Origin of the sequence: Streptomyces sp. NPDC050085 (assembly GCF_044460595.1) — a bacterium.
Classification (GTDB): Bacteria; Actinomycetota; Actinomycetes; order Streptomycetales; family Streptomycetaceae; genus Streptomyces.
Map to the genome: position 1 here is coordinate 116,843 of NZ_JBITJZ010000018.1, position 18,879 is coordinate 135,721.

Genomic DNA, 18,879 nt, shown 5'->3' on the forward strand with positions numbered 1-18,879 from the left:
GAGCAGCGACGTGACGCTTATTCAGGGACGTACCCGGTATGGGGACTTGACTCCCTCTTGTACTCGTACATGGATGCGTAAGGCGAAAATCACCCCGAAATCCACGTCACCCGCATGTCGAGTCGCACTTTCAGGAGCCTGGTCGATGACACGCAGCACGCGCCGGACGCGCCGGAGAACGGTGGTCCTCGTGGCCGCCCTGATCACCCTGGGCGCGGGCTGCTCCGGGCCTGACCACGCGCCCGCGCGCACCCCCGGTTCACCCACGAAGGCAGGGGCCGCCACCGGCCGCCCCGCGCCCGCCGCGCCCCGCGGCTTCACGCTCGTGGCCTCCGGTGACGTGCTGCCGCACACCTCGATCATCAACAAGGCCAACGCCGACGCGGGCGGCGACGGCTACGACTTCCGCCCCATGCTCTCCGGCGCCAAATCGGTCGTCTCCAAGGCCGACGTGGCGATCTGCCACATGGAGACGGTGTACGGGGCGGACGGCGACTACAGCGGCTACCCGGCGTTCAAGTCCCCGCCGCAGGTCGCCGCCGGACTGAAGGCCACCGGCTACGACTCCTGCTCCACCGCCTCCAACCACACCCTCGACGACGGCGCCGACGGCATCGCCCGCACCCTGGGCGCCCTCGACCGCGCCGGGGTCAAGCACGCCGGCTCGGGCCGCACGAAGGCCGAGGGCCGCGGCCCCGCCTGGCTGCGCGCGGGCGGTGCCAAGGTCGCCCAACTCGCCTACACCTACGACACGAACGGCTACCCGCTGCCCCAAGGCCGCCCCTGGGCCGTGAACCTGATGCAGCGTCAGCAGATCGTCGCCGACGCCCGCGCCGCCCGCAGGGCAGGCGCGGACGTGGTCGTCGTCTCGCTGCACTGGGGCACCGAGTGGCAGGACGAGCCGGACGAGCGGCAGTTGAGCCTCGGCAGGGAACTCACCGCGTCGCGCACGAACGGCCGCCCCGACATCGACCTGATCCTCGGCACCCACGCGCACATCCCGCAGGCGTACGAGAAGGTCAACGGGACCTGGATCATCTACGGCATGGGCGACCAGATCGCCGGCGAGATGTTCAACTACGAGGGTGCGCAGGACGCCCGCGGCAACATGGGCACGATCGGCCGCTTCACCTTCGCCCCTCCGGCCCGCGCGGGCGAGCGCTGGCGGGTCACGAAGGCCGAGTTCATCCCCGAGTGGTTCGACCTCGGCTCGGACCGCGTCGTGAACCTCAACCGGGCCATCGACCAGGGCTCCGACGTCGAGGGCATCCGCGACCAGATCCGCCGGGTCGTCCTCAGCAGGGGCGCCGCCAAGGACGGCCTCGTCATGGGGAAGTGACCCCCTCCAGCCCCTCCAGCCCCTCCACCGCTTCGATCCGCAGCAGCAGGCCCCGCCCCGGCGCGACCGGGACGGGGCTCCCTGCTGGATACGTCCCTGCGTCCTGGAACCCGTCGATCGCGGGTGCGTGAGCCGTGACCGCCCTGCCGTCGAGGGAGAGCGAGCACTCCGCGGGCCCGGCAGCCCAGGAGGCGAGGGCCACCGTCGTACGGCCGTCAGCGCCCCGCCACGTCGTCGCGAGCACCTCGTCGTGCCCCGTGGCCACGGACGCCTCCCCGGCCCACCAGCCGGTCATCTCCGCCTCCGGCAGCCCGAGTCGGTCGAAGGCCCGCCACAGCGGCCGCACATCGGTCATGGGCGCCCGCGCGGTCATCCCGAACACGAGCCCGCGCCAGGGATTGCCGCCGCCCTCCAGCATCTCGCCCATCAGGCCGAACGGGATCCCGGACAGCTCCACCAGCCAGTACGCGGGATCGGTGCCGTCGTAGTCGAAGAGCTCGCCGAGCCAGAGGCGGTCGACGTAGGGCAGAAGTTCCGCGTACAGATTGGCACTTGAGGCGAATCCGTCGGCGGCCCGGTACTGGTTGCACGAATGCAGGTCGACCAGGGCGGGGGTGTCCCCGGAGGCGGTGAGTGCCTTGCGGACCCGCTTCATCGTCGCGCGGTCGTAGGCGACGTCGTCGAGGTACAGGCCGTCCACGCCGAGGTGTTCGCGCAGCCGCCGGATGCCCTGGACGTAGAAGTTGTGCCAGCGGGACTCGCCGGTGGTGACCACGGCGACGTCGCGGACGTTCGGCGCCACCCAGCCGGGCACGAAGTCGCCGCCCAGATGCTCCTGCAGCCAGGCGTGGCCGCCGCCGGGCCCGGCGGCGAGCACCTCGTCGCCGAACGAGGCGAGCACCGGCAACTCCGGTGTGTGCCGGGTCAGTTCGCGCACCGTGTCGTAGACCTTCACGCGGACTCCCCGCGCATGCGCCTGCTCGGTGTAGGCGCGCAGCACGTCGGCGGCGAGCAGCGGGTCGTTGATGTACGGGTTCGGGGGAGTGGCGTGGTGGAGGTTGACCACGTTCGCCCCGTAGTCCGCGACCTCCTGCGGCGTCGCGTACGCGTGGAAGTACCGCTCGGCCAGCTGCCGTCGCGGGTCGATCGGCTTGAACGGCGTGAGCAGCAGCCGCAGTTCGAAGCAGCGGCTCTCCCCGGCGCGCAGCCGGATGCGGCCGCTGTGCGCGGTGACGGTGCGCACCCCGTCGGCCGTGCGCAGGCGCACCCCGCCGAGCCCTTCGTCACCCGCCCAGGAGCCCGGCGTGACCAGGGGCTTCTCCCGGTAGTAGTTGGTGTTGAGCGGCCGGTCGTAGTGCTCGTCGCGCAGGGAGAGCTGCACCCCCGCGTGGGTCGTGCCGAGCCAGAGGGAGTCCTGGTTGTGGACCGGGGTGTCCCAGGTCCAGTCGTACGTGTCCGGGCAGACCCGACCGGTCAGGCCGAGCCCCATCGTGTACCGGGCGACGTCCTCGTGCACCGGGACCTCGAGACGGACGTCGGGCAGCTCGACGTCCTCGGCGGCTTCGACCGTCGCCCGCACGACCAGGAACCCGTCCGCCTCCAACTCGCCCTCGGTGCACAGCAGTACGCCGTCACCGGCGGCCCGGGTCGACCAGGTGACGCGGGCCGGTCCCGGCCGCTGCACCGTGACGGCGTCGTGCTTCACGGCGCGCCCGAGATCCAGCCGGACCGGGGCCGCGAGCACCTCGTGGGCGGGCCCGTCGGCCGCCGTGACCGCGGGGGTGAACGTGGAGACGAGCCGGTGCGGCAGCCCGTCGGGGCCGAGGTGCACGGCCCGCCCGAGGATGCCGAGCCGGTGCCCGCCGTCCCCGGTCGCCTCGGCGGTGACCGGCGTGAAGGGCGGGGCGAGCGCGTCGTCGTGCCCGGCCGTGGAGTCCAGCCAGGCGAGCCGTGCCAGGCGCTCCGGCTCGCCGACGCCGCCGTCGCTCAACAGTCCCTCACCGACGGTCAGTTGGACCGGCAGGACCCGCTCGGCCGTGCCCTCCGCGCTGACAGCGACCTCACCCTCGTACAGGCCCGGCGTGAGCCCTGCGGGGACGTCCGCGAGCAGCCACAGTGCGCACACGCCGCCCGCGTCCACATCGATCCGCCGCTCGAAGGCGCGGCCGCGCGCGTCGGTGCCGCCCCGGCTGACGCAGCGCACCGCGAACGGCAGCCCGCGCACGTCGACGCGTACGTCCGCGAGGGCTGTCCTGGCGTACACGCCGACCTGGAAGGCGTAGTGCTCGCCGCGCTGCGCCACCCCAGCGAACGGCGCGAAGGGCACACCGCGCGCCCATCGTGCGGGCAGGTCCGCGTACCGGCCCAGCGGATGCGCGCGGTCCTCGCCGAAGAGCAGGAACTCGGCGTCCGGGCAGGCCGGTTCGAGCGCGGCGCGCTCCGCCCGCGTCGCCACGAAGCCCAGCGGGGCGAACGAGTCGACCGCGCTCGCGGCCTCGTAGCGGAACGCCTCCGCGCGCGGCAGACCGGACCGCGGCTGATCGGGCCGGTCGAGACCGTGATCGTGCACCCACTGCGGATCGGCGGTGTGCGTCGGCCGCCGATAGGCCGCCTGCGGGTAGTACGGCTTGCCCGTGTGGGCGTACGGCAGATAGTGCACGGCGTACGTGCCCGGACCCTCGACGGGTTCGAAGACGATCAGGCCGTGCTCGGCCGAGGCCTCCACCGTCACGGAGTTGCGCACCAGCCGCCCGGACGGCGCGAGCAGGACGACGTCGACCTGCTCCGGGTCAGGATCGCGTCGCCGCCACGGCACGTCCGCCAGAACGGCAGGTCCGTGCTCCGCGACCCGGACGAGGATCCGGTGGTTCCCGTAGACGTCGCAGTCCCAGTCGCCCACCCCGCAGGCGAGTTCCGGATGTCCCTGTCCCGTCATGTGCTCACCCATACGTGGTCCCCCAGGGGCGCGTTTATTAGGTAAGTTGCTCAATCACTCCGGGTCACCCTGGGGAGTCACCGATCATGCTGTCAAGGGGGACGCCTTGGATCGATCGGGGGGAGCCGCACCCATGAAACCCACCAGAACCACCACGAACAGCAACAGCGCGAAGAACAGCGGGGATCCGTCGCTGCTGCGCCGCCTCAACGCGGCCGCGGCCCTGCGCGTGCTGCGCGAACGCGCCGAGATCACCGTGCCCGAACTGGCCGCGCTGATCGGCGTGTCCCGGCCCACCGCCCAGGACCTCACCGCCCAACTCCTGCGCGAGGGGCGCCTGGTGGAGCTGGAACCGGGCGGCGGTGGAGTCGGCAGACCGGCCCGCCGGTTCCGGTTCAGGGCCGAGGCCGGGCACGTCATCGGGGTCGACATCGGCGCCCACAAGGTGCTCGCGCTCGCCTGCGACCTGCTCGGCCGCACCGTCGCCAGCCACCGGGTGCCCGTCACGCCCGAACTGCCCGCGCCCCAGCGGCTCGACGCCGTGCGCGCCGCCGTCCGGGGCGTCCTCGCCGGGCCCGATGCGGCCGGCGTGCGCCCGCTCGCCACCGGCCTCGGCACCAGCGGCATGGTCGACATCGCGGGCCGCGTCGTCACCGTCAGCGACTCGCTGCCCGGCTGGAGCGGACTCGACCTGACGGCCGAACTCGCCGACACCGCACCGGGATCCGTGATCGTCGGCAACGACATCCAGCTCGCCGCCCTCGCCGAGGGCACCGCGGGCATCGCCACCGACACCGACGACTTCCTGTACCTGTACGTCGGCAACCGGCTCGGCATCGGCCTGTGGCTGCACGGCGGACTGCACCGCGGCCACCACGGAGCCGCCGGCGAGATGCTGGCGGGCGACGGCTGGACCGTCCCCTACCAGCGGCTGCTCGACTGGTTCGCGGGACACGGCGGAGAGGCCCGCCCCACCAGGGAGAACGCGGCCCGCGCCGTCGTCACGGCCGCCGCGGCCGGCGACGGAGGAGCCGCGTACACACTCCGCGCCTTCGCCCATGCGCTCGCCGACAGCCTCGCCCGGCACGTCGCCGTGCTCGACCCGCAGAGCGTCGTCCTCGGCGGCGGCATCTCCCGCGCCGGAACCCTGCTCAGCGAGCCGTTCGCGGAGCGTCTCGCCGCGCTCAGCCCCTGTCCGCCGACGGTACGGACCTCCACGCTCGGCGAGGAATGCACCGCAATCGGGGCAGCACGGCTCGCACTGGAACACATCGAGCACGCCGTTTAAGAAAGTCCAAGTCCCTGCGACGAAGAGTCCAACTCCCCGGGGCCGGAAGGCGGTTGACGCGCCTCTCGGCCCCTTCCATGATGACTCTCCAATTCAGCAAGTTGCCTTCTAAATTGGCGATCCCGTCCCGTCGGTGGGAGTACGCGTGTCATCCCCTGCAACTCAGCGGCGCCCGCGCGCCGCCTCGCCACCCGTGGCCACGGCGCGCCCGGCCGCCGACCGCAAGCGGAAGAACCGTCCGCCGCTGGGCCGCCGCATCCGCAACAACTGGGTGATGCTCGCCCTGATGGCGCCAGGACTGCTGTTCTTCGTCGTCTTCTTCTACGTCCCGATGCTCGGCAACATCGTGGCGTTCGAGGACTACCAGCCGTTCATCGGCTTCAAGGACAGCGCCCTGGTCGGCCTCGCCAACTTCCAGGAGCTCTTCGCCGACCCCGCCTTCTGGGAGTCGGTGCGCAACACCCTCGCCTTCGCCGCCCTCCAACTGCTGTTCTTCTTCCCGGCCCCGCTGGCGCTCGCGCTCCTGATCAACAGCCTGGTCTCCAGCCGCGTGAAGAAGTTCGTGCAGAGCGTCGTGTACCTGCCGCACTTCATCTCCTGGGTCCTGGTCGTCGCCCTCTTCCAGCAGGTGCTCGGCGGCGCGGGCCTGATCTCCAACTTCCTTCGCGACCACGGCCTTTCGGCCCTCGACGTGATGACCGACCCGTCCACCTTCCCGATGCTGATCACCGCGCAGGTCATCTGGAAGGACATCGGCTGGGGCATGATCATCTATCTCGCCGCGCTCGCGAGCGTCGACCAGAGCCTGTACGAGTCCGCGGCCGTGGACGGCGCCGGACGGTGGCGCCGCATGTGGCACGTCACGCTCCCGGCCGTCCGCAGCGTCACGATCATGCTGCTCGTGCTCCGCCTCGGTGACGTGCTCTCGGTCGGCTTCGAGCAGTTCCTGCTCCAGCGCGACGCGGTCGGCCAGCGAGCGGCCGAGGTCCTCGACACGTACGTCTACTACCACGGCGTGGTCTACGGCGACTGGGGCGTCGGCGCCGCCGCCGGCCTCGTCAAGGGCGTCGTCGGCGCCCTGATGATCTGGGGCGCCAACCGGCTCGCCCACGCCTTCGGAGAGCAAGGGGTGTACTCCAAGTGACCTTCTCCCTGCCCCTGTTGAAGCCCCGGCCCGAGGACCTGCGCCCGGCCTGGGAAGAGGAGCCGTCGCGGCTCGGCAAGGCGTCCAAGGCGGTCGTGCTCACCGTCATCTGCGCGGTGATGATCCTGCCGTTCCTCACGGTGCTCTCGACGAGCCTCGCCTCGCGCGAGCAGATCACGGAGGCCGGCGGCTTCGTGCTCTTCCCGACGCACCCCACCTTCGACGCGTACACCACGATCCTCTCCGGCGGCCTGGTCACGCGCGCCGTCATGGTCAGCGTCGGCATCACCGTCGTCGGCACGACCCTCTCGCTCCTGACGACCATCGGACTCGCGTACGCGCTCTCCAAACGCGGTGTCCCCGGCAGCAAGCCGGTCCTCCTCCTCGTCCTGTTCACGCTGCTCTTCGCGCCCGGCATGATCCCGATGTACGTCCTCGTCAAGGAGCTCGGACTCCGCGACTCCTACTGGGCGTTGATCCTCCCCGGCCTCATCAACGCGTTCAACCTGGTCGTCATGCGGGCGTTCTTCATGAACATCCCCGAGGAGCTGTACCAGGCCGCGCGCATCGACGGCGCGGGCGACTGGCGCATCCTCACCCGCATCGTGCTCCCGCTGTCCAAGGGCGTCATCGCGGTCGTCGGCCTCTTCTACGCCGTCACGTACTGGAACGCCTTCTTCAACGCGATGCTCTACCTCGACGACTCCGGCAAGTGGCCCATCCAGGTCGTGCTCCGGTCGTACGTCGTCCAGGGCAAGTCGATCACGGGCGACCAGCTCGGCGTGAACCACATGGCGCCCGCCCAGTCCATCTCGATGGCCGTGGTGATGCTGGCGCTCCTGCCGATCCTGCTCCTCTTCCCCTTCCTGCAGAAGTACTTCAGCAAGGGTGTGCTGACCGGAGCCATCAAGGGCTGACGCCGCCCTCGACGAGCCGCGCCCCGCTGTGCCAACCACCGTTCCCCCTCTTGGAGTTGCCCCATGAGCACCGGTCTGTCCCGACGCCACTTCCTCGGCCTGTCCACCGCCGTCGCGGCGGGCGCCGCCTCCACCCTGCTCACCGGCTGCGGCTCGTCCACCGCGGGCAAGGGCGAGGCCGCATCCGCCAAGGTGAAGCTGCCGGCGTACGTCCCCTTCGCCAAGGTCAAGCCGGACCTGCCGGCCAACGCCAAGGGTTTGTCGGCCGGGTTCCTGTCCTACCCGAAGGAGCTCGTGCAGAGCGTCTCGAAGGTGCCGGGCGACGGCTCCGCGGTCTCGATGCTGACCGAGATCTGGGTGCAGCCGCCGCTGTCCAAGGGCTCCAACTCCCACTGGAAGCAGGTCGGTTCCAAACTCGGCGTCGACCTGTCCTGCATCCTCGGCACCGACCCCGGCTACGAGGAGAAGTTCCCGGCGATCGTCGCGGGCGGCGACCTCCCGGACCTGATGTGGATCCCGCCGAACCAGGGCCTGCAGCACATCGCCCAACTCCTCGAGGCCAAGATGGCCGACATCACGGAGTACGTCTCGGGGGACGCGGTCAAGGACTACCCGAACCTCGCGAACATGACCCCGGCGCACTGGAAGACGGCCGTCGTCAACGGCAAGATCTGGGGCGCCCCGAGCCCGTACCCGGCGCTCGGCCAGGTCTACGGCGGCAACCCGACCATCTGGGAGAAGGCCGACGGCTTCTCGGCCTCCAGCACCCAGGAGTTCATGGACAAGTGCAAGGAGGTCACGGGCGGCAACGTCTGGGCGCTCGAACCGATCTACGGCAACGCCGTGAGCGTGCTGTGCCAGTCCTTCGGCGCACCCAACAAGTGGGGCCGGGCCAAGGACGGTTCGGTCACCTTCTGGATGGAGGCGGAGGAGTACCTCGAAGCCCTGAACTTCGTGGTCAAGCTCAAGAAGGCGGGCGTCTTCTACCCGGGCGACCCGAAGATGGCGGACGCGTACCTCAAGCTCGCGCAGGGCCGCATCGGCGCCTGCGTCTACGCGAACCCGGAAGGGGCCCGCCAGAACACCCGCACCAACGACCCGGCGCTCGCGGCGGAGATCCTCATCCCCTTCGACGCCGACGGCCACAAGGCCAACGCCCACCTGCACGCCTTCGGCACCATCGGCTACACGGCCATCAAGAAGGGCAGCGAGAAGCGCGTCCGCATGCTCCTCGAAGTCCTCAACTACCTTGCGGCGCCGTTCGGTTCGAAGGAGCGCGAGTTCCTCGAGTTCGGCATCGAGGGCACCGACTTCACGTACGACAAGAACGGCTTCCCGCAGCGCACGAAGAAGGGCAAGCAAGAGGTCGAGGGCCTGTGGAGCGGCCTGACGACGGCCACCACCGCGCCCTACGTGCTGGCCCCCTCCAACTTCCCCGGAACGCGCGGCGCCCAGGACGTCCGTGACATCTACGGCATCGAACAGCAGCTGTTGAAGACCGCCATCCCGAACGCCACGGTCGGCCACTACTCGGACGCGTACACCGAGCACTACGGCCGCCTGTCCACCGAGGCCAACGACCTGGTGAACGACATCGTCGCCGGCCGCAAGAAGATCAGCGAGTGGAAGCCGTTCTGGAAGGAGTGGGGCCCCAAGGGGCTCGACCAGATGAAGCAGCAGTACCAGAAGTCCCTGGAGGCGAGCGGGGAGTGAACCAGGTCTCGGAGCCGGCCCTTGGTCCGGCCGAGTGCGGGCAAGGGCTTGTCGCGAAGGCGTCTTAGGCCAGGGAGGAGGAGCCCCCAGACCTTCGGGCCTGGGGGCTCCTTTTCGTGCCGCCACTGCCTTGACACGTGGCACTGGCTGGAATCGATCCCCCTTAGTGGTGGATCATGTAGTCGCGCAGTAGTCGGAAGACGTTCGCCGTAGCTGAAATTGCGGCAAACGCCTCCTGCCATCGGCGCCTTGGGGTGCGCTTCCGCCTCCGGGGCGGAGTACTGTCAGGACACACGATGCATCACCTCTCATGGGGTGGTCACGTTGCCCGTCGATGCGATGCGTAGCTGTCCAGGCCGTTCGTGTCGACGGGCTCTTTGCTGTCGCTAGCGAAGCACGAGATCGCCGATTCACAAATTAGATCTCTACTATCCGGACATGGATTTTCCTGTCATTGCAGGGAGTTGAGACCGGAGTCACCAACTCCGTGAGTCGAAAGCGCAGGCAGGACGCCGTGGGGCTCGCGAGGGCGAGCAGGGTGACGTGCGGAGCAGCTATTCCTCGGGGTCGGTAGAGGGCCCGCGGAGTGGCGACTCGATACAGGAAACGGTGGAGCGGTTCTGGCCATTTTCAGGCTGCGGGAACCTTCCACCGTCCTGCCGGTTGGGGTACGAGAGGATGTTCCGGGCTACGGCACGACCGTGACGGGCCAGCGCCCCGCCTTTACCAGACGGACCGCGACCGAGCCGACGATCCGGTGTCCGGCCTGTTCGGACGCCCCGACCACGACGGCGTCCGCCGTGAGCTCGTCGGCGGCCTTGACCAGCCCGTTGAACGGGTCGCCGCGGAACGTGTGGAACTCCCAGCGCACGTCGTATATGTCCTTGACCCGCTCCGTCGCCTCGCGGATCTCCGCGATGAGGTTCGCCGCGATCTCGTCGGTCGTCTCCGCGACAGGCACGCCGAGCGCGGCGCCGCCGGTCATCACGGGCTGGACGTAGACGACGGCGAGCAGTGCGCGTTGCCGCCTGGCCAGGCCTCCGGCATATGCCGCGGCGCGGAACGAGGAGTCGGAGCCGTCGACTCCGACCACGATCACCTTGGGGCCGTCCGTACCGCGTTCGAACTGGTGGGGCTGCTTGTCGGTCACGCGCAGAGGTTAACGGAAAGGCCCAGGTGGGGGCAGGGCCGGGGTGGAACGGATTTATCGGTTCCGGGCCTGCTCCGAGCCGCTTCCGGGTCGGTTTCCGGTCGGCTTCGGGCTGGCTTCGGGACGGTTCCGGGCCTGCTCCGGGCCCGTGCCTGCGTCTCGACAGGCGCGCCCACCGGACCCTTCCTACAGTCGGAACCATGACTTCCAGCGTGCCGGACACCGCCCCAGGGGCCCCGGCCCGCACCCGTGCGGGCCGCCTCGGCCGGGTCCCGGAGATCTTCGCGACGTTCTTCGGCACGGTCGGCCTCTACTGCACGCTGATCGCCCTCATCGCCCCGCTGCGCCACTTCCTGCACCCGGTCACCCGCTTCCTGGACACGCTCACCGTGCCGGTCAGCGCGAACCTCGCGTACGCGGCCTTCCTCTTCCTCCTCGCCGGTGCGATCGCGGCCCGCAAGAAGGTCGCCTGGTGGCTGGTGACGGTCTACTTCGGGCTGCTGCTCGTGGTGGACGTGCTGGGGGTGTTCGTCGGCCTGTTCATGGACTCGCTGCCCTCGCTCGTCGTGTGCGGCGTCGCGTTCCTGGTGCTGCTGCGGGCACGCCGCGAGTTCTACGCCGAGTCGCGGCGCGGCTCCGTGCGGCGCGCCTTCGTCGTGCTGGCCGTCGGACTCGCCGTCGCGATCCTCGCCGGCTGGGGCCTCGTCGTCCTGTTCCCCGGCACGCTGCCGCAGGGCCAACGGCTGCTGTGGGCGGCCGACCGGGTCTGCGGCGGCCTGCTCTCCGGCCGCGCCTACGACGGCCGCCCGCCCAGGCCGCTCTACTTCTTCCTCGGCCTGTTCGGCGCCCTCGCCCTGCTGAACGCGTGCGCCACCATGTTCCGCTCGCAGCGCATGGAAGCCGCCCTGCACGGCGACGAGGAACCCCGCATCCGCGCCCTGCTCGGCGCCTACGGATCCCAGGACTCGCTCGGCTACTTCGCCACCCGGCGCGACAAGGCCGTCGTCTTCTCGCCCAGCGGCAAGGCCGCCGTCACCTACCGCGTCGAGACCGGCGTCTGCCTCGCCAGCGGCGACCCTGTCGGCGACCGCGAGGCCTGGCCGCACGCCATCGGCGCCTGGCTCGACGTGGCCCGCAGGCACGGCTGGTCGCCCGCGGTCATGGGCGCGTCCGAAGAGGGCGCCACCGCTTTCGCCCGGGCCGGGCTCGGCGCACTGCAGCTGGGCGACGAGGCCATCGTGCGCGTCGCCGACTTCGACCTGAACGGCCGCGACATGCGCGTCGCCCGCCAGGCCGTCGGCCGTGTCCGCCGCACCGGCGCCACCTGCCGTGTCCGCCGCCACTCCAGCCTCAGTGACGCCGAGATGGAGGAGATCGTCGACAAGGCCGACGCCTGGCGCGACACCGAGACCGAACGCGGCTTCTCCATGGCGCTCGACCGCCTCGGCGACCCGCAGGACGGCGACTGCCTCCTCGTCGAGGCACTCGACGCCGACGGCCGCCTCCTCGCCCTGCTGTCCTTCGTGCCCTGGGGCAGGGACGGCGTCTCCCTCGACCTGATGCGCCGCGACCGCAGCGCACCCAACGGCGTCATGGAGTTCATGGTCGCCGAACTGTGCGACGTGGCGGGCAAGTTCGGCATCCGCCGGATCTCCCTGAACTTCGCCGTCTTCCGCTCCGTCTTCGAGGAGGGCGCCCGCATCGGCGCCGGCCCGGTCCTGCGCCTGTGGCGCAAACTGCTGCTGTTCTTCTCGCGCTGGTGGCAGCTCGAAGCCCTCTACCGCTCCAACGCCAAGTACCACCCCGCGTGGTACCCGCGCTTCATCTGCTACGGGGAGACCGCCTCCCTCGCCCGGATCGGCCTGGCCTCCGGCATCGCCGAGGGCTTCGTCTCCGTCCCCTCGATGCGCAAGCTGTGGGGCAAGGGCAAGGGCAAGGGCAAGCGCCCGGCCGGCGTCACCAAACCCGCCACCACCGAGGGCCTGCCGCCCATCGAGGCCCTCGGCCTGGCCGGCCCCGACGAGGCCCCCGCCGAGCGGCTGCCCGACCAGATCCGCGTACGCCACCGCAAACTCGAACGGCTCCGCGCCGACGGCATCGACCCCTACCCGGTCGGCATCCCGGCCCGCACCCACACCCTCGCCGACCTCACGGACGGCATGGTGGGCACCGAGGTCACCGTCGCCGGCCGCCTCATGCTCGTACGGGACTTCGGCGGCGTCGTCTTCGCCGTGCTGCGCGACTGGTCGGGGGACCGACAACTGGCCCTGACCCGCGACCGGTCGGGCCAGGACGTCGTCGACGCCTTCGCCTCCAGCACCGACATCGGCGACCACGTCGCCGCCACCGGCGAGGTCGGCACCAGCGACAGTGGCGAACTCACCGTCTTCGTCACCACCTGGCAGCTCACCGGCAAGTGCCTGCGGCCGCTGCCCGACAAGCGCCGCGGCCTCACCGACCCCGAGGCCAAGGTGCGCGGCCGCTACGTCGACCTGATCGCCGGCCCCGACAGCAGGGACATCGTCCGCGCCCGCTCCACCGCCGTGCAGGCGCTGCGCCAGGGCCTCCTCGACCGCGGCTACCTGGAGGTCGAGACCCCGATGCTCCAGCAGATCCACGGCGGCGCCAACGCCCGCCCCTTCACCACCCACATCAACGCCTACGACCTCGACCTCTATCTGCGCATCGCGCCCGAGCTCTACCTGAAGCGGCTGTGCGTCGGCGGCATGGAGAAGGTCTTTGAAATGGGCCGCACCTTCCGCAACGAAGGCGTCTCCTACAAGCACAACCCCGAGTTCACGATGCTGGAGGCCTACCAGGCCTTCGCGGACTATGACGTGATGCTCGACCTCACCCGCGAACTGATCCAGGGCGCCGCCACCGCCGCCTTCGGCTCGCCCGTCGCGCGCAAGGACGGCAAGGAGTACGACATCTCGGGGCCCTGGCCGGTCAAGACCGTGTACGGGGCGATCTCCGAGGCGCTGGGGGAGCAGGTCGACGCCGACACCGGGCTCGACGCCCTGCACCGGCTGTGCGACCGAGCCCAGGTGCCGTACACCCCGGACGACGGGCGCGGCGACGTCGTCCTCGAGATGTACGAGCGGCTCGTCGAGGAGAAGACGCAGCTGCCCACCTTCTACAAGGACTTCCCGACCGACGTCTCCCCGCTGACCCGCCAGCACCGCACGGACCCGCGGCTCGCCGAGCGCTGGGACCTCGTCGCCTTCGGCACCGAACTCGGCACCGCCTACAGCGAGTTGACCGACCCCGTCGAGCAGCGCCGGCGCCTCACGGCCCAGTCGCTGCTCGCCGCGGGCGGGGACCCCGAGGCCATGGAGCTCGACGAGGACTTCCTCGACGCCCTCGAATACGCGATGCCGCCCACCGGCGGGCTCGGCATCGGCGTCGACCGGCTCGTCATGTTCCTCACCGGCCGCACCATCCGCGAGACCCTGCCCTTCCCCCTGGTCCGCCGCCGCTGAACGGGTGCTTTCCCGCGTCCCATCCAGTGGTCGTGTGCGCGGCCGCACCGATGCCGTGTGACGCATAAAGCATGAAAAACGATCAGAACGCCCCGGGGCGACGGGCGTTGCTGCGCGGCTTCACCGCCGTCGGCGTGGCCGCCCTCACCGGCTGCGCCGCCACCGACCGCGCCACCACCGCGCCGAGCGCGTCCCCGAGTGCGTCCCCGAGCGTCGCCCCCGCCGCCGGACCACCCGCCGCCCGCGCCCTCAAGCCGTCGGCCTACCGGCTGCAGCCGATCGCGGGATACGGGCCCCAGCGCGCCGCCCCGCCGCGGCTGAAGGTCCGTCACGAACCCATCCTCAGCATGGACTTCGCCCGCGGCGACCGCGCCATGGTGCTCACCTTCGACGACGGCCCCGACCCCCGCTACACCCCGGACATCCTGCGCACCCTGCGCAAGCACGACGTACGCGCGATGTTCTTCGTCTGTGGCGAGATGGCCGTCGACAACAAGGACCTGCTGCGCGAGATGGCCGACGACGGGCATCTCGTCGGCAACCACACCTGGACCCACCCGCTGCTCACGAAGATGACCCGCTCGGGCATGCGCCCCGAGATCGAGCGCACCTGCGAGGTGATCGAGGACGCGATCGGCGAGCCGCCCGCCTGGTTCCGTGCGCCCTACGGGGCCTGGAACCGCGCCGCGTTCCGGCTCGGCGCCGACCTCGGCATGGAACCCCTCGCCTGGACCGTCGACACCCTCGACTGGAACACCCCCGGCACCGGCACCATCGTCTCCCGGGTCCTCGGCGGCGCGGCCCCCGGCGTCGTCGTCCTCAACCACGACGCCGGGGGCAACCGCTCGCAGAGCGTCGCCGCCCTGGGCGAATACCTGCCCCGCCTGCTCGACGACGGATACCGCATCACGGTCCCGCGCCGCCGCGGCATCTGATTCCCCCCACTGGTGTCCGTGCTCAGCGCACGGACACCAGCCGGGCGAACGCCACCACGTTCCCGTCGTAGCCGCTCTGCTTCGAGAAACCGCCGCCGCACGTGATGACCCGCAGCTCCGGAGTTCCGTTGGAGCCGTAGACCTTGTTGCCGGGGAAGTTCGACTTCTCGAAGACCTCGATTCCGTAGACCTGGAAGACGGCCGTCTTCCCGTCCTTGCGGTCCACCTCGACGTGATTGCCCTTCTTCAGCGACCCCAGGCCGTAGAAGACAGCAGGGCCCTGCATGTTGTCGACGTGCCCGACGATCACCGCCGTGCCCTTCTCGCCGGGCGACACCGCGCCCGTGAACCAGCCCGCCAGATTCGGGTCCTGCGGCGGCGGCGCGTCCACCCAGCCGTCCGCGTCCAGACCCACCTGCGTCACCGGTGCGTTCACCTGGATCGCCGGGATCCGCACCCGGTCCACCAGGGCGAACGGCAGCGGCTCGGGCGCCTTCGACTTCGCCCACACCGGGGTGCGGCTGTCCGCGGCGGCGGCCGATGCGGGCTGCGGCGGACCGATGTCGAACTCCCCCGAGCCATTGCGGATCAACGCGAGACCGGTCAGCAGCACCAGCGCTATCACGCCCCAGGGCGCACGCTTCCTCGGCTGCTCCTCGTCTGCGAACCTTGCGTCGGACATTCGCTCATCCCCTCTGGGCACGGCGGCGAGACCGCACCCGTTGCGCGTAGGAAAACGCTAAGTCGACCGCGCGCAGCCAGCGACGGGGCGAGGGCGAACGGGTGGCGGGGCCGGGCGCCGTCCAGGGGGCCCCTGAGCCATCCGAGTTGCCACCGTCAGGAAATTTCTGACGGTCCGTGACCTGCGGCAATATCGGGTTGTACGGAATTCCTTCGGTGTGTCGGCTCACCAGGACGGCCGATTGTCGAAATGCGGCTCTGCGCACGGCATCTGAGGGTTCGTCTGGGAGGCGTTCTCGCCGAAATTCCCGGGGACCGTTCCCCGGGGACGTCTTCCGCGGAGGATTTCCATGCGTACCACCCGTGCCCTGGCGGTGTCCGCCGTCGCGGTCGCCGCCGTCGGTCTCGCCGCTCCGTCCGCTTCCGCCTGGACGGACCCGTCCAACCTCACGGTCTCGCCGAGCGTCATCCCGCGCGGCGGACAGGTGACCGTCACCGTCACCGGGACCAAGTGCCAGTCGGGCAGCACCGTCAGCTCCGACGCGTTCGGCACGGTGAACCTCAACAACGCCGGTGGCGAGCAGGCCAGCGCCAACGCCATGGTGCACAGCGACGCCGCGCCCGGCGCCCACGACGTCACCGTGAACTGCCAGGGCTCGCCCCTGACCCGGCCCGCCGCCTTCACCGTCATCCACGGCGGTGTCCGCGGTGGTCTCGGTGGCGCGACCGAGACCGGCGCCACCTCCACCGACATGGCGATCGGCGGGGCGCTCGTCGCCTCCGCGCTGATCGGCGGTGGCGTGTTCTGGATGCGTCGCCGTTCGGAGAGCAAGGCGTAGCCACACCGGAAGCAGGCGGGCCCCGACCCCCTTCGCGGGGTCCGCGGCGCACGTGAACGGGCCGGTGCCCCGAAGACCTTCGCGGTCTTCGGGGCACCGGCCCGTGCGGGGTTCCGTCAGGCGTCGCCGTCGCCGGTGCGGCGTCGCGCCAGATAGAACGCGGTGCCGAGGGCCCCGGTGATCAGCGCCATGCCGACGCCGATCTCCTTGAGGTCGAAGCCGGCGATGCTGCCGCCGACACCGGCCCTGACGCCGTGGTAGATGGGCGGGGGAGTGGGGTTGACCTGGCGGCCGCCGGCGATGGTGAGGTCGACGTTCTTCGTCCCGTTGCCGACGCAGTTGAACGTCACGGAGTAGATGGCGCCCTGCTTGGCGTCCCAGTCGACCATGGCGGTCGCCGCACCGCTGTCCTTGCTGATCGTGACGGTGTCGAAGATCCCGGACGACACTCTCGTCTCGCGGGAGCAGCCGCTCGAGTACAGCGTCACCTGGCCGCCCGCGGCGATGGTCGTGGGCGAGACGCTGACCTGGAACGGGTCGGACTCATTCGCCACCGCGGCCGGAGCGGTCAGGGCGAGAGCGGTGAAGGTGAGTGCGGCGGCGGACAGCCCTCCACGAACGGTGACGCGTATCGCCTGCATGATGGTTCCTCCGGGTCCGCGAGGAGCAGCTGCGGACCGGTTCCGCTCGCTTGGGACAAGCACCTCGCTGCCGGAAACGCTAGGTACACCCCCGTATGGGCGCGATCGGTGTCGTGCGAACGGGGCACGTCCTTGGGCCGGTCAGGGGACGCCGCGGCGCGCTGACGGCCCGTCGGACCCCGCGCTGTGCCAGACGTGCGGACCCGCGCCGCGCCACTCCACGAGGTGCGGATCGTCGAGCGTCAGATCCGCCTCGCCGAGCCCGGCCCGGGTGAGCAGCTCCGTCAGATCCCCGTCGCTGTGGGCGAGGCCGGCCGCCCGGCCGCGCACGGTCACGTGCCGGCCGCCCTCGGGCGCGGGCGGGTGGACGACGATCGGGGCGTGCCATGGGGTCATGCCCCCAGACTGCGCCGCGCCGGGCCCGCCCGCAGCCCGGCGGCGTCAGTGCGCTCCCGGGAAGAGCATCAGGAACGGCTCCGCGGTGGCCGCGATGCCCCGGCTGTAGGGGGCGTCGAAGTCCCAGATGAGGAAGAGCAGGAAGGCGATGAGGGAGGAGAAGAGCCCGGCGAGGATCAGTTCGCGGGCCGTGCGCCGGATCTGCAGCGCGAAGATCATGCCGATGGTGACCAGCGCCCCAGCGATCAGCCCGAACCAGACGACGCCCGGCATCGTCGCCCCGGTCGCGTCCGCGCGGGCGTTGCGCGCGTCGTCCGCGGCCGTCACCTGGTCCACGAGCGGCTGGTAGGCCTGGGCCTGGAAGTCGTTCTCCGGCTCGAAGTCGGTGACGTCGTGACGGATCTTGTCGAGCAGCTCGGTGCCCTTGTCCGTCAGTTCGCCCTTCGTGCGCATGGCGTGCCACTCGGTCGTCACGACATGGCTGACATACGTGTCGACATCCGCCCGGATCCGGTCGCGGACGTCGGCGGGGTAGACGCGCACGCGCTCATGGACCTCGTGCAGGGCCTGCGCCTCGTTGCGTACGTGGTCCTGCGCGGCGCTGCGTGCCTCCCAGACGCCCGCGATGGCCAGGCCGAGGACGATGGCGTACACCACGCCGATCATCATCGTCATGTACTCGATGACGTCCGGGGTCTCCGACGGATCGTCGTCGTCACCGATTCTTCGCTGTTGCAGGACCTGGACGACGAGGACGACCGCACACACGGCCACCATCGCGAGGGCGAGAACGAGCCATTCCGACATCGATACCTCCACACAGGTTCAGCGGGGGCGCAGTGCGGCGACCGCGAGCACCGCGGGCGCGGTGATGAGCAGGGTGAGCGTGACGAGGGAGGGGCCGCCGCGCGGGGGCGAGCTGTGGGCGGCGGGACGGTAGGCCGGGTAGTGCACGGGCTTCGGGGGCTCGGAGTGGATCGGGGTCGGGGTGGGGCTCGGCTGCGGTGGTGGGGGAGGCGGGGGCGGCGGGGGAGGTGGCGGTGCGGGTTTGGGTGGGGGCGGTTTGGGGGCCGGCTTCTTCGGCGGGGGCGTGCTCGGTCCCGCGCTGCAGATGACGCCGTCGCCGGAGACGGCCACGGCGCCGCCGCTCGTGCCTCCGTCGAGCGAGGCGTACGCGCAGTTGTCGTACGGGATCAGGGGCGCCGCCGCCGCGACGGGCGCGCCGCAGAGCCAGGCGGCCGCGACCGCCGCGAGGACGTGGGTGACCAGGCCGCACGCGAGGGACCCGGCCCTTCTGGTTCGGTGCACGACCGAGATCATGAGCAGGGAAACGGTTCGCCACGCGGCCCGTGCGCAGGAATGCCTCGAAGGTGGGGAGCGGAAGCACTCGGGGTTTGCGCCCCCGGTGTCCCTCGTTCG

The 18,879-nt window shown here is 70.8% G+C and carries 15 protein-coding genes; 8 read left to right on the top strand and 7 right to left on the bottom strand.

The genetic code is table 11. From position 1 onward, the window contains the following. Nucleotides 1-145 precede the first annotated feature (145 nt). Entirely contained in the window at nt 146-1,339 is a 1,194-nt protein-coding gene (locus tag ACIBUY_RS38325) for a CapA family protein (RefSeq protein WP_365574335.1), read from the top strand. Here ACIBUY_RS38325 and ACIBUY_RS38330 read toward each other — a convergent pair. Then, nucleotides 1,326-4,274, bottom strand: a complete 2,949-nt coding sequence (locus ACIBUY_RS38330) for a glycoside hydrolase domain-containing protein (protein WP_399155118.1) — start codon at nt 4,272-4,274, stop codon at nt 1,326-1,328. The genes ACIBUY_RS38325 and ACIBUY_RS38330 overlap by 14 nt on opposite strands. Before the next feature lie 133 nt (nt 4,275-4,407). On the opposite strand from ACIBUY_RS38330, the gene ACIBUY_RS38335 reads away from it, so the two are divergent. From ACIBUY_RS38335 to ACIBUY_RS38350, 4 genes are all read left to right on the top strand, one after another. Further along, nucleotides 4,408-5,562 carry an ROK family transcriptional regulator gene (locus ACIBUY_RS38335; protein WP_365574341.1) on the top strand — a complete coding sequence of 385 codons (1,155 nt, stop codon included), beginning with the start codon at nt 4,408-4,410 and terminating at the stop codon, nt 5,560-5,562. Between the two features lie 145 nt (nt 5,563-5,707). Then, the gene (locus tag ACIBUY_RS38340; protein WP_399155119.1) at nt 5,708-6,706 is read left to right on the top strand and encodes an ABC transporter permease; all 999 of its coding nucleotides are present in this window, start codon (nt 5,708-5,710) and stop codon (nt 6,704-6,706) included. Continuing rightward, nucleotides 6,703-7,623, top strand: coding sequence for a carbohydrate ABC transporter permease (locus tag ACIBUY_RS38345; RefSeq protein WP_365574344.1), 921 nt, complete (start codon nt 6,703-6,705; stop codon nt 7,621-7,623). Before ACIBUY_RS38340 ends, ACIBUY_RS38345 begins: the two co-directional genes overlap by 4 nt. Before the next feature lie 63 nt (nt 7,624-7,686). Then, complete coding sequence (locus ACIBUY_RS38350; RefSeq protein ID WP_399155120.1) at nt 7,687-9,336, top strand: hypothetical protein; 1,650 nt, start codon at nt 7,687-7,689, stop codon at nt 9,334-9,336. Between the two features lie 688 nt (nt 9,337-10,024). Here the strand turns inward: ACIBUY_RS38350 and ACIBUY_RS38355 are convergent. Then, nucleotides 10,025-10,486: a universal stress protein gene (locus tag ACIBUY_RS38355; RefSeq protein ID WP_365574350.1), complete on the bottom strand. Its 462-nt coding sequence runs from the start codon at nt 10,484-10,486 to the stop codon at nt 10,025-10,027. A gap of 200 nt (nt 10,487-10,686) precedes the next feature. Here ACIBUY_RS38355 and lysX point away from each other — a divergent pair, with 200 nt between their 5' ends. Further along, complete coding sequence (gene lysX, locus ACIBUY_RS38360; RefSeq protein WP_399155121.1) at nt 10,687-13,968, top strand: bifunctional lysylphosphatidylglycerol synthetase/lysine--tRNA ligase LysX; 3,282 nt, start codon at nt 10,687-10,689, stop codon at nt 13,966-13,968. 71 nt (nt 13,969-14,039) lie between these two features. Further along, on the top strand, nt 14,040-14,903 hold the full coding sequence (locus ACIBUY_RS38365) for a polysaccharide deacetylase family protein (protein ID WP_365574356.1): 864 nt from the start codon (nt 14,040-14,042) through the stop codon (nt 14,901-14,903). A gap of 22 nt (nt 14,904-14,925) precedes the next feature. Here ACIBUY_RS38365 and ACIBUY_RS38370 read toward each other — a convergent pair whose 3' ends face one another. Continuing rightward, complete coding sequence (locus ACIBUY_RS38370) at nt 14,926-15,585, bottom strand: class F sortase (protein WP_365574359.1); 660 nt, start codon at nt 15,583-15,585, stop codon at nt 14,926-14,928. 349 nt (nt 15,586-15,934) lie between these two features. On the opposite strand from ACIBUY_RS38370, the gene ACIBUY_RS38375 reads away from it, so the two are divergent. Further along, nucleotides 15,935-16,423, top strand: coding sequence for a hypothetical protein (locus ACIBUY_RS38375; RefSeq protein WP_365574362.1), 489 nt, complete (start codon nt 15,935-15,937; stop codon nt 16,421-16,423). A 116-nt stretch (nt 16,424-16,539) separates the two neighbouring features. Here the strand turns inward: ACIBUY_RS38375 and ACIBUY_RS38380 are convergent, their stop codons facing one another. The 4 genes from ACIBUY_RS38380 to ACIBUY_RS38395 all read right to left on the bottom strand — a co-directional run bounded on the left by ACIBUY_RS38380 (nt 16,540) and on the right by ACIBUY_RS38395 (nt 18,768). After that, the gene (locus ACIBUY_RS38380; protein ID WP_365574365.1) at nt 16,540-17,064 is read right to left on the bottom strand and encodes a hypothetical protein; all 525 of its coding nucleotides are present in this window, start codon (nt 17,062-17,064) and stop codon (nt 16,540-16,542) included. 141 nt (nt 17,065-17,205) lie between these two features. Then, entirely contained in the window at nt 17,206-17,460 is a 255-nt protein-coding gene (locus tag ACIBUY_RS38385; RefSeq protein ID WP_399155122.1) for a hypothetical protein, read from the bottom strand. Nucleotides 17,461-17,505: 45 nt separating this feature from the next. After that, a complete protein-coding gene (locus tag ACIBUY_RS38390; RefSeq protein WP_399155123.1) occupies nt 17,506-18,267 on the bottom strand; it encodes a DUF4239 domain-containing protein in 762 nt (253 codons plus the stop codon). An 18-nt stretch (nt 18,268-18,285) separates the two neighbouring features. After that, nucleotides 18,286-18,768, bottom strand: a complete 483-nt coding sequence (locus ACIBUY_RS38395; protein WP_399155124.1) for a hypothetical protein — start codon at nt 18,766-18,768, stop codon at nt 18,286-18,288. Nucleotides 18,769-18,879 lie beyond the last annotated feature (111 nt).